Annotated in this window: 4 protein-coding genes and 1 tRNA gene; 4 read left to right on the top strand and 1 reads right to left on the bottom strand. The window is 74.5% G+C overall.

What is annotated here, in order from left to right:
- Positions 1-25 precede the first annotated feature (25 nt).
- A complete protein-coding gene (locus E0F75_RS04465) occupies positions 26-2,803 on the top strand; it encodes a glycosyl hydrolase (protein ID WP_187621146.1) in 2,778 nt (925 codons plus the stop codon).
- A gap of 95 nt (positions 2,804-2,898) precedes the next feature.
- Here E0F75_RS04465 and E0F75_RS04460 read toward each other — a convergent pair whose 3' ends face one another.
- Positions 2,899-3,924 carry a LacI family DNA-binding transcriptional regulator gene (locus E0F75_RS04460; protein WP_187621145.1) on the bottom strand — a complete coding sequence of 342 codons (1,026 nt, stop codon included), beginning with the start codon at positions 3,922-3,924 and terminating at the stop codon, positions 2,899-2,901.
- A 217-nt stretch (positions 3,925-4,141) separates the two neighbouring features.
- Here E0F75_RS04460 and E0F75_RS04455 point away from each other — a divergent pair.
- From E0F75_RS04455 to E0F75_RS04445, 3 genes are all read left to right on the top strand, one after another.
- Positions 4,142-4,213, top strand: a tRNA-Pro gene (locus E0F75_RS04455).
- A gap of 3 nt (positions 4,214-4,216) precedes the next feature.
- The gene (locus E0F75_RS04450; RefSeq protein WP_187621144.1) at positions 4,217-6,541 is read left to right on the top strand and encodes a hypothetical protein; all 2,325 of its coding nucleotides are present in this window, start codon (positions 4,217-4,219) and stop codon (positions 6,539-6,541) included.
- A gap of 140 nt (positions 6,542-6,681) precedes the next feature.
- Positions 6,682-11,580, top strand: a complete 4,899-nt coding sequence (locus E0F75_RS04445) for a hypothetical protein (RefSeq protein ID WP_187621143.1) — start codon at positions 6,682-6,684, stop codon at positions 11,578-11,580.
- Positions 11,581-11,632 lie beyond the last annotated feature (52 nt).

Below are 11,632 nucleotides of genomic sequence, written 5' to 3'. Positions count from 1 at the left end.
TCGCGAACGACATGAGGTGCCGTACATGCCAGCCCCCCGCACAAGGCCGGCCGCCGCGCTGGTCCTGGTCTCCGCCCTCGCCGTCCTGGGACTCGGCCCCGCCGCCGCCCCCGCGGCAGCGGCGACCGTCCCCACGGGCGCCGGAAGCTACTCCGACACCCGTCCCGCCGGAACCTCCGGCCCCACCACCAACACCGGCGCCCCGGTCACCCCCAAGGTCACCGCCGCCGCCCAGGGCAAGCCGGTCCCCACCAACGACTGGTGGTCCTCCCTCGCCTTCCAGCGCTACGGGGACAACCCGTACTCCACTCCCATGTACGGCCATCCGCTCACCTATCAGGCCGTCGCCGGCGGCCTCGAACTCGGCTACCCGACCACCCCCGCCATCGTCGGCGACGGGCGTCAGTACGAGTTCGCCCACAAGGCCGACCTCACCCTGGGCCTCACGGGGCTCAACTCGCCCGACACCAAGGCCGACGCCTGGTCCGACTGGACCGTCACCCCCTACTGGTCCGACGGCGCCCGCACCCTGCGCACCACCATCGGCCACGGCATGCCCTTCGTGTACGCCAAGGGCACCGGCGGCGACGCCCGGATCACCACCGCCGGCGCGCCCGCCGTCTTCGCCGACCAGGGCAACGTGCTCGGCATCACCGTCGCGGGCCACCACTACGCCCTCTTCGCGCCCAGCGGCACCGACTGGACCGTCTCCGGCTCCAGCATCACCGCCGGGCTCGGCGGCAAGGACTACTTCTCCGTCGCCGTCCTGCCCTCCCCGGACGCGCTCGCCACCTACCGCAAGTACGCCTACAGCTTCGTCACCGGATCCACCGTGAACTGGAGCTACGACGCCGGCGCCGTCCGCGCCACCTACGCCCTCACCACCGAGGCGAAGGAGGGCACCGAGCGCGGCACCCTCCAGGCGCTCTACCGCCACCAGTGGCTGAACACCACCGACCCGCTCACCCCGTACACCTACGTCTCGCCCCGCGGCACCATGAAGGTCCGGGAGTCGGCCTCCTTCACCACCAGTCAGAAGGCGGCCGCCACCCTGCCCGGACTGCCGGGCGGCAGCGGCGTCGACACCGCCCGTCTGCGCAACTATCTGAACGAGGTCGCGAACTCCGCCGACCCGTTCTCCGGGGCCGTCGACACCTACTGGACCGGCAAGGCCCTCGGCAAGCTCGCCCAACTGGTCCCGCTCGCCGACCAGATCGGCGAGACCGCGCTCCGCGACAAGCTCCTCGGCCAGATCAAGGGCCGGCTCCAGGACTGGTTCACGGCCGGTGGCGCCAACGAGTTCTCGTACGACACGGCCTGGAAGACCCTCACCGGCTACCCGGCCTCGTACGGCAGCGACACCGAACTCAACGACCACCACTTCCACTACGGCTACTACGTGTACGCCGCCGCGATCGTCGCCCAGTACGACGCGGGCTGGGCGGCGGACTCCGCCTGGGGCGCGATGGTGAAGACCCTGGTCCGCGACACCGCGAACCCCAGCCGCACCGACACCGCCTTCCCGTTCCTCCGCGGCTTCGACGTCTACGCCGGACACAGCTGGGCCAGCGGACACCAGGGCTTCGCCGCCGGCAACAACCAGGAGTCCTCCTCCGAGTCGACCAACCTCAGCGCCGCCCTCGTCCTCTGGGGCTCGGCCACCGGCAACACCCAACTCCGCGACCTCGGAACGTACTTGCTCACCACCGAGGGCGAGGCCATCGCCCAGTACTGGTTCGACGCCGACCAGCAGGTCTTCCCCGGCGCCTTCCAGCACGACACCGCAGGCATGGTCTGGGGCAGCGGAGCCGCCTACGCCACCTGGTGGACCGCCAACCCCGAGGAGATCCACGGCATCAACGTCCTCCCGGTGACCGGCGGTTCGCTCCACCTCGGTGGCCACAAGGACGCCGTCCGCCGCAACATCGCCGAGATGGAACGGGAGAACCCCGGCCCCGCCGTCGAATGGCGCGACATCCTCTGGGAGTTCCAGTCCTTCGCCGACCCGGCCGCGGCCAAGGCCAAGTGGGACGCGGGCAACGCCGGTTACACCCCGGAGGCGGGCGAGTCCAGGGCCCACACCTACCACTGGCTCACCGCACTCGACACACTCGGCGCCCCCGACGCGACGGTCACCGGATCCCTCCCCACCTCCGCCGTCTTCAGCAAGGGCGGCACTCGGACGTACGTCGCCCACAACCACGGTGCCACCGCCCGTACCGTCACCTTCTCCGACGGCAAGTCCCTCTCCGTCCCCGCACGTTCCACCGCCACCGGCACGGGGACGGGCGGCACCGATCCCGACCCGGACCCGGAGCCGTCCACGGGCAACACCTTCCAGCTCCGCACGGGCGGCGCGCTCACCACGGCCACCGGCGCCACGGCGGGCAGCGACACCGTCCTCTCCGCGCAGGGCGGCAACCACGACGGCACCCCCAGCCGGCCCGTCGTCTACGAGGCCAGGGGAGTGAACGGCACGCTGAAGGCGGGCGGTTCCACCGCCTTCCGCCTCCAGGTCGACGCCGGCACGGCCGTCGGCCTCGGCCAGCAGGCCCGGATCAGCTACGACCTCACCGGTGACGGCACCTTCGAACGGACGGAGACGTACCACTACTTCGCCACCGACCCGGTGACCGGCTGGGAGGAGTACGCCCAGTCCCGCGGCCTCAAGTCCGCCACCGGAACACTCGGCAACCTGACGGGCGGCACGGTGCGCCTGGAGGTCTGGAGCGCGATCGGCAACGGCGACTCGCGCGTCCAGACGGGCACGGACCGGTCGGTGGTGGTCATCCCGTACGACTGACCGTCCGAGCCCCTCGGGGAACGGAGCGGCGGGCCGGGTTCCTCCTCACCCGGCCCGCCGTCCCGTGTGCTCTCCCGCCCTCCCCGTCCGCCGACTCAGGCCGAGTCGCGGAGCACGAGCGACGTCGGAGTGATGACGGACGCGGGGGTCGCGGGGCCGGTCCCGTCGAGCAGCCGCATCAGCAGCTTCACCATCAGCCGGCCCATGTCCTCGATGTCCTGGTGCACGGTGGTCAGGGGCGGGGACGTCCTGCGCACCACCGAGGCCATGTCGTCGAATCCGACGACCGCCACGTCCTCCGGCACCCGCACACCACGCTCGCGCAGCGTCAGCAACGCACCCGACGCCATCAGGTCGTTGGCCACGAACACGGCGTCGAGGTCGGGCCGCCGGTCGAGCAGGTCCGCCATCGCGCGAGCGCCGCTCTCCTCGGTGAAGTCGCCCCGGGACAGCAGGGTGGGATCGGCGTCGACCAGAACGTCGCGATAGCCGTGGAGCCGGTCGAGCGCGGACGTCTGATCGTCCGGCCCGGAGATGTGGGCGATGTTCCGGCGGCCGAGATCCACCAGATGCCGCACCGCCTCACGGGCGCCCCCGCGGTTGTCGCAGTCGACGAACGGCACGGTCGGACTCGTACCGGGAGCCGGCCGCCCGCCGTACACCACCGGGATACGGGTCCGGTCGATGACCGCCGGCAGGGCGTCGTCGTTGTGCAGCGAGAAGGCCAGCGCGCCGTCGACGTGCCCGCCCCCGAGATAGCGGGCGATCCGGTCGTGATCCCCCGGACCCTCCACCCACAGCAGCACCAGCTGGGCGTCGTGCGCGGTCAGCTCCCGGCTGATGCCCCGTACCTGCTGCTCGAAGAACGGGTCCGAGAAGATCCGGAACTCGGGCTCCGCGATGATCACCGCCACGGCGCCGTTGCGCCGGGTGACCAGGGTGCGGGCCGCGTGATTCGGCACGTAACCGAGCTCGTCGACCGCCCTGCGCACCTTCTCGACCAGCGGAGGCCGTACGCCGGCGCCCCCGTTGACGACCCGCGAGGCCGTGGCGCGGGACACGCCGGCGCGAGCGGCGACGGCTTCCAGCGTGGGGCGGGGCCCCGTGGTCTGCTCGGGCAAGGCGTGCGCTCCTCGGCTGCGTGGGTGGGGCTGGGGCGTGTGGCGTGCGGTGTGCGGTGACGCGCGGTGTGCGTTGTCGTGTGGTGTGCGTTGTCGTGCGGATCAGGATATCTGTAGCCCCCACCCTCTGAGAGCGCTCCCAGAGGGAACGTCTCTCACCTCCCCGGCGAAACCCCGTTGCCGCCCCTCCGGCGGGCTGACTAGCGTCAGGGCCCTACGACGTGTAGCTCAGCAGCAGAGCGCCGGGCTCGGGACCCGGAGGGCGCGGGGGCGGAACCCGCCACGTCGGCTTATGGACACACACGCTGACAAGCAGCTTCCGATCGCGTCGCGCTCCTACGCGGAGGGGCGGCTGGCCCGTGCCTTCGTCACCGCGCTCCGCCACACGGACCCCGCCACGCGGGCGCGTGCCGAGGAGAAGGCCGGCGGCTGGCACAGCGTGCTCGCGGGCATGGCCGACGGCACGCTGCGGATCGGCTCGCGGACACCGGTGCGCGGACTGCCCGCCTGGGTGACCCCCGAGGTGCTGCACGGGGGCTTCGCCACGGGCGCGGCCCGCGCCGGCGGCCCTCTCCTGCCGTACGAGGCCGAGGCGGCCCGGAAGGCCGGCGTACCGGAGGACAGGGAAGCCCTCTTCGCCCACTGCCTCACCGAGGAGGGCCTCGCGGAGCTGTGGACCCTCCTCGACAGCACCTGCTATGAGGTGATCGTCCCCGAGGAGGCCGCGCTGCTCACCGTGGCCTGGCTCGTACGGGCCGGGGAACCCGACGCGGCCCTCGAACTCGTACGGGAGATCGGCGCGTTCGCGGCCACGCTGCGGTTCACCCCGCGCCCGACCGCCTCCCCGGCGCCCGACACCGACGCCGTACACCGCCGTACGGTCGCGGAGGCCGGAGCCACGCTGGCCGCCCGCGGCCCCCATCTCGCCGTCGAGACCCAGCGCGAGGCGCACGGCGTCTGGCGGCCCTTCGAGGACGAGCTGCTCGGGCACTGGCTGGAGACGGCCGGCCCCGACCACCGGGTCCTCGACCGCGCACCCGGCACCGGATGGCACGAGCGCGGCGCCGCCCTCCTCGACCGCTACCGGGCCCTGGCCCGGGAGCACACCCTGTGCGGCCGACACCGCGACCCCAAGGGCAACCCCGGCATCCTGCGCGGGGCCTTGGAGGAGACGACGGCCGGGCGCCCGCTCGACGCGCGGCGACTCGGGCTGCTGCGGCACGCCGTCACTTCGATGGTCCGCAAGAGGGGCCTGCCCGGCTCGGAACGGCACACGGCGGTGCGGAGCGCCCAGGCGGCCCAGGCCGCCCTGCCCTCCCACCAGGACATCGCACACCTCGTCGCCCACCGGATGTCCGGGCTCCCGCAGCAGACCGGCGCGGTCGACGTGACCTCACTCGTCGCCCCGGTGACCGAGGCCGAGCAGCGGGGGGCGCGCCTGCCCGCCGGGACCGCCGTGCCGCCCGCGATCCGCCGCGTGGTCGGGACGGCGCGGAGCGCGCCGCTCCCCACCCTGGTGGAGCTCGGCGTGGTGCCCTCCGCCGAGGTGATGGCCGAGCTGGTTCCCCAGCTCGTCGCCGCCGAGACCGCCGCGGCCTACCGGGACGCGCCGCTGCGCGCGCTGACGGCCGCGAACTACCGGGCGTTCCGGAACCGCCGCTCGCTCCTGATGCTCAACCTGGAGCGGCAGATCAAGCCCGAGGAACTGCCCTGGGTCCGCGCGGTGTCGGCACAGCGGGCCTCGGACACGCGCGTGCGTGCCTCCGCGCACACGACGCTGCGCCGGCTCGCGGAGGTCGCCGTGGGCGGCTTCCCCGGCACCCTGCTGCCCAACCCGCTCGTCCGTGAACTCGCCGTCCTCGCCCGCCGGACCGACCTGGACGCCCCGCTGGTCGAAGAACTGGCCGCGGACATCTTCATGGGCACCTTCAGCCCGAAGTTCCAGGCCGCAGCGGTGGTGGCCGGGGAGCTTCTCGGCGGCGGATCGCTGTACGAGCGGTACTACGGCATCGACTACGCGGCCGTACGTGCCCTCGCCGACGGCGGTCCCGGACGCGGGGCGACCCGGCACAAGGCCGCGGTGGACGCACCGGAGTTCGCCGCACTGTGCCGGGAGCGGGCCGGCGCGGGAGTCTTCGGGAGCGTCGCGGAGAACGGCACGGTCATCGAGCAAGCCCAGATCCTGACGACCCACAACCTCGCCACCCTGGTCCACCGCGTCGGCATCGCGCCCGCCACCGGCTGGGCGGACCTGGCCCGGCGTTGCTTCGTCACGGTGTGCCGTCTGACGGGACGGGCACACCACGAGCAGCGCCCGCTCGGCACGGTCAAGGACGGGGCGTACGCCTGGCGGCAGATGCTGTTCCACCTGTCCCTGTGCGACGAGGGAGAGGCGGCCGCGGTCCTGGCCTGGACGCGTGAGGAGGCGGCGGGCCACCCCGCGCACGTGGCCGCCCGGCTGGCACCGGCCCTGGTGGGGCTGCGGTTGGTCGCCGACGGCGGGTCCTTCGCCGCCGACGGTACGGCGGACGCGGGACGAGCCCGCAGACTGACCGGCTGGACCACCACGGGCAGCCACTGGCTGTGCGGCGGGCCGTCGGAGCCGGGCGATCGGTGACCCCGGGCTCCGGCGGGAGCCCGTTCGGTGGTGAGCCCGGCCGGACGAGGACGTGCGGAGGCGTGCCCCGTCTCGACGGCGTCTCGGCGGTGAACACCCGCTGTTTCGGGCGTGTCAGTGGTGCGTGCGACGATCCAGACATGATCGCCTCGCTCGAAGCCCTGGTGCCCGCCAAGGGCAGCACGCACATCTCGACCACGTACGCCGAATGGGTCGCCGCCCATGATCCGGACGCCGCCGCGGCGGCCCGTGACCTCAACGAGGCCATGGGGGCCGAGCTCAACCGGTGCTGGACGAAGCCCGGCGCGTTCGTCGACGCCATGGCGTGGCGGGCGCGGCAGTTGCCCACCGCGCACCTGCCGTGGTTCTGGGACACCGTCGGGCATCGGCTGATCGGTTACGGGAGCCGCCCCGGCGGTCGGGCCTATGTGGCCGCGCGGGCCGCCGAGGCCGAGCACGGGCTGGCCGTGGATCCGGCCTACCGCCGGGTCAACGGGCTGTTGTTCGCCCGGGGCGGGGCCATGCCCGCCAAGGAGTTCGGGGCCCATCAGAAGTTCCTCGCCGAGTCGCTCGAACCCGTCGAGGCGTACGCCGCGCTCGGGGCGTTCCTGACCGCCTGGGCCGGCTCGAAGGCCGATCTCCCGGCCGACCTCGTGCGCCGCGTCCGGGCCTCCGCCAAGGCCGCCGGGCACGGGGACGAGGAGGTCGCGCGCGTGGTGGGCGAGATTCTGTCGGTCACCCGGAAGAAGTCCGTGCCGGACGCCCTGCTCGTCGGCGCCGAGCCGGTCCTGACGGCTCACCCGCCGACGGACGAGATCGCCGCCGGACTCCTCGACGTCTTCCCCGAGAGCGTCACCGACGGCGGGGCCTGGCTGCGGGTCCTCATCGGCTGCGGCGCCACGGAGGTGATGGAGGCCGGACGGATCGTGCCCGAGGGCGGACTGCACCGCTGGGTCGGCCACTTCGTCCACATGTACCAGTACACGCGCGCGTCCGGCGGCGGAGTCACGCGCCAGCAACTGCCGCCCGAGTTCCTCGACCTCGTGGGCAGGCTCGGGCCGCGGCTGCGGGCCGCGGGCGAGGCCGTGACCGTGCACACCACCCGCCACCACTACCAGGGCTTCGACGCCGACGTCCTGGACGCCTGCCTGGCCGCCGGGGTCACCGTGGTCGACCCCGGCCCGGAGACCCGGATGCGCTTCTGGGGCGAGCGGTCCCGGCGGGATCTCTCCGCCCTCGCCGCCGACCCCGTCTTCGGCCCGCGCCTCGAAGGCACCGTGCACGCCGGCCTGAAGCCCCACTGGTACGGCGCCCCCGCCCGCAAGCCCGGATCGGCCGTGACGCTGCTCCCCGGCAACGAGGGCATCGCCCACGAGGTGGCCGTGCGGGTCGGCAGGCTCGTCGACGCCGTCGGGGGCGGCGGCATGGCGGGCGCCGAGGAGTCCGTCGCCGAGTTGGAGACCCTCCTCGACCGGCCCACGGTGACGGCGCTCGGCGGGATCGGCGACGCCCTCGCGGACGCGTCCGCCGGCGGTGCGCTGCGGCGCTCGCTCGCGGCCGGTCTGCCGGAGGAACTCGCCTGGCCCGCGCTGGAGGCCGTGTACGAGGAGTTCGCGGCGGACGCCGTCGCAGCGGCCGACGCCGCCGGAGCGGCCGACGCCGCCGGAGCGGCCGACGCCGCCGGAGCGACCGACGCCGCCGGCACGGCCGCGGAGCCGGACGCGGACGGTGCGGCCGCCACGGACACCGCGGCGGACACGCGACTGGCCGTCGACGGGCTCGGTGCCGCCGGACTTCCCGGCGTGGCCGGGGTGACCAGCACCTGGCCCGTGCTGACCGTCTTCGGGCGCGACCGCGCCGTCGCCGTCGCCCCGGACGGAGTGCGCGGCTCCTGCCGGTTCACGGTGCCGGCGGACTCGACCATGTTCGCCGTCCACTACGTCGGCGGTTCGTTCCTCGTCAGCTGGAGCCTCAAGCCGAGCCCGTACTACTGCGACACCGCCGTCTGGGCCGACCGCCCCGATGAGCCGTTCACCCCGGAGGAGCTGGGCGGCCTTGTGCCCTTCGGCGGCAGCCTGGACGGGGCGTACGGCTTCCAGTTCGAGACCGCCGACGGAGGCGGGCGGCACGGCGGACTCCGGGTGACCCGGCCCGGCGGCACGGAGGGGATCGACCGGGAGGAGCTGCAGCTCGGCGACGGCACCCGGATCTGGACCAACGCCGTCTACGGGCGACGGCCGTGGGAGACCGTCGACCCGGTCACCGGCGAGCGGCAGGGCGCGACCCCGCTGCCCGACTTCCCGGGCCGCCCCGCGAGCACCGACGCGGCCCCGGAGCCGTCCGAGGCGGACAAGACCCTTGCCCGCGAGGCACTGCAACTCGCGCCCCTGCCCGCCGGCATGACCGGCTCCCCGCTGGGCAGCCGGGACGGACTCGTCGGCACCCGGGTGCTGTTCCGCACCCGCTACCGCGACAACGCGCCGGACCACTACCTCCTGGAGAGCATCGACGGCCGCAAGGCCCGCTTCGACATCGACCGGCCCGGACAGGAGCCCTGGGGACTCATGGCGGCGCCTGAGGGCGCCGTGGAGGACGTCGTCCTCGCCGAGGCGCAGACCCGCACGGGCGTGCGCGCGTACGCCGCCGACGGCGTCCTGTTGTGGGAGCTGGACGGCCACCACTCGCCCGCCCACCCGCGCGTGAATCCGCCGCGCCGCGCCACCGTCTCCCACGGTGTGGCCCTGCCGCCCGCCTTCTGGTACCTGCTGCGAACCCGGGACGCGGCCGGTTCCAAGGCGCTGCGGACCGCGGAACGGGCGACGGCCGACACCCTCCTGGCCGCCGCTCTCGACGGCACGGAGGAGCTGCGCGCCGCCGTGGCACGGGAGTTGCCCGAGGTCACCGCCCCGGTCCTGGTCGAGGCCGTCGTCGCGGTGGCCGAGCGTGCCGCCCGCGTGGAGGAGCGACGACGTGCCCTGCACCGGCGCGTCACCCTGCTCGCCGAGGCACCGCCCGTCCTGCCGAGCCGCGCGGTGCCGGACACCGAGCTGATGCCCGCGCTGTGCGGCCTCGTCGTGGACGGGCAGGACGACACCTGGCGGCGGAGCCGGGACGTCGCCCAGGCCGCGACCCTGAGCGCGCTCGCCGCCGACGGCGCCTGCCTGGCCGGGACGATCGTGGAGGAGGTCCGGCGGCTCTCCCCGCCCGCCCTGCCGCACGACTGGTCGCAGCTGCTCGGCGCGATCGACTCCGTCGCCTGGCGCACGGCGGTCGCACCGACCCCGGACCCGGAGCGGGCCGCCCTGCGCGCGCTCCTGGAGACCTGGGCCGACCAGCCGTTCGCCCGTGAGGGCGGCCGGTGGTGGGTGGGCCGCACGCCCGGGGCCGGAACCCTGGACGGACTGAGGGAGGGCGGGACCGTCGTGGCGTCCGCCGCGCGGTGGGACGCCGGGAAGGCCTGCTGGTTCGTCGCCCCCGCCACCGGCCCGACGGAAGACGACCCCGTGCCGGCGGCGGTCCCCGACGCCCGGCTCGTCCGGGTGGACCGGGACGACGCGGCCCGGCTGCGGGCCCTCCTCGCGGCGATCGACGCCCACGGCCCGCTCCCCGTGCCGGAGTCGGCCGCAGCTCGGTTCGCCGAACTGACGGGCGTACGCCGGCCCGTGGCCCGGCTCGTGGTCGCCGGTCTCGTCGGCCGCGCCGACCGGGACGAGGACCGTTCCCTCGCCCGTAAGGCGCCGTACAAGGCCAGTCCGATGACGGCCGAGGCCTACGAGCAGCTCCGCGCGCGCCTCGGCGGCGCAGGCCGGAGGGCCGTTCTCGCGGCCGCGCTGCCCGAGGACCCGGCCGAGCTGTGGCGGCCCGGCGGCGTCGACGCGGCCGTGGAGCGGATGGCGGGCGTGTGGCGGGAGCGGATCGGCGGGCTGTCCGCCGTGCACGACGAGGCGGCCGACACCCTGGAGGCCGACCTCGGCCTCTCCGAGGTGTGGGCACGACGCCTCGCGGGCGGCTACGAGGCCGCAGAGGACACGACCGTGCCCGCGGTCGGCTGGGACCTCGCGGCACCCCGGTACGGCCTGGGCGTGGAGGTGAGGGCCCTGCCGCCGGCGGGACCCGAGCTGCCCTACGGCACCCCCGTCGGCCTGTCGATCGAGCGGATCGCGAGCGCACTGGTCTGGGCGTGGACCGACCGGCCCGTCGGCGACCCGGCGATGGTCGGCGCGACGGCCCTGTACGAGCGGCTGCGGGCCGAGCTGTCCCGTCCGGAGCTTCTCGTCGAGCTGCCCGGCGGACGGGTCCAGGACACCTCGGCGCGGATCGCCGAGCGGTTCGGGCCCGCGACGCTGCCCGTGTCGATGGACCGTCGTAAGGAGGAGGGCGAGATGCCGTCCATGACGGCGTACGACTCCGGCCCCCTGGTGGTGTGCGCACCCGGCGGCAACGCCTTCCTGCGGCCCGCCGAGGTCGCCGACCCGGAGGCGTGGCGCCGGGTCCGCGAGATCACCGACCTCGCGGAGGAACTGGACCGGGTGGCACCGCTGCTCGCCGGCGGCGGACTCGAACGGATGATGCGGCGGGCCGGCTCCGGAGCCGTACCGGACGGGGCGTACGAGGCGGATCCCCGGCAGTCCTGCCCGGAGCTGGTCGCGCGCGTGGCCGACGAGCTCGGCGCCGGGACGGACGCGGCCGCCCTGTACCTCCAGCTCGCGACGCTGGCCGAACCCACCGACCGGAACGTACGCAGGTGGAACGGCTGGACGACCAAGCGGCACGCGGAGGTGCGGGCGGAACTCCTCGCCACCGGCGCGGTCCTCGATGCCAAGCGGGCACGGGCGGGCCGGACCCTGTTCCTGCCCGGCGAGTGGACCGAGCTGAAGTCCCCGCACCTCCCCCTGGAGAAGGTGAAGCTGGCGAGCCACCGGGTGCGCCCGCTGTGGAGCAACCAACTCCGCTCCCCGTTCGTACGGTTGCTGCCGACGGCCCCACTGCACGAGATGTTCGCGGAGGCGTGGGAGCGAGAGCGGGAGCAGCGGGCCTGACCCGGGAGGCAGGGGCCCGGCTCAGTCGTCGTCGAGTCCCGGCGGGGCGCGC

Source organism: Streptomyces sp. CB02980 (assembly GCF_014451325.2).
GTDB lineage: Bacteria > Actinomycetota > Actinomycetes > Streptomycetales > Streptomycetaceae > Streptomyces.
This window is presented reverse-complemented; position numbering and strand designations above follow the sequence as displayed.

Coding starts and splice junctions, on each gene's coding strand:
- E0F75_RS04465 (WP_187621146.1), top strand. CDS start 26: ATGCCAGCCCCCCGCACAAGGCCGGCCGCCGCGCTGGTCCTGGTCTCC.
- E0F75_RS04450 (WP_187621144.1), top strand. CDS start 4,217: ATGGACACACACGCTGACAAGCAGCTTCCGATCGCGTCGCGCTCCTAC.
- E0F75_RS04445 (WP_187621143.1), top strand. CDS start 6,682: ATGATCGCCTCGCTCGAAGCCCTGGTGCCCGCCAAGGGCAGCACGCAC.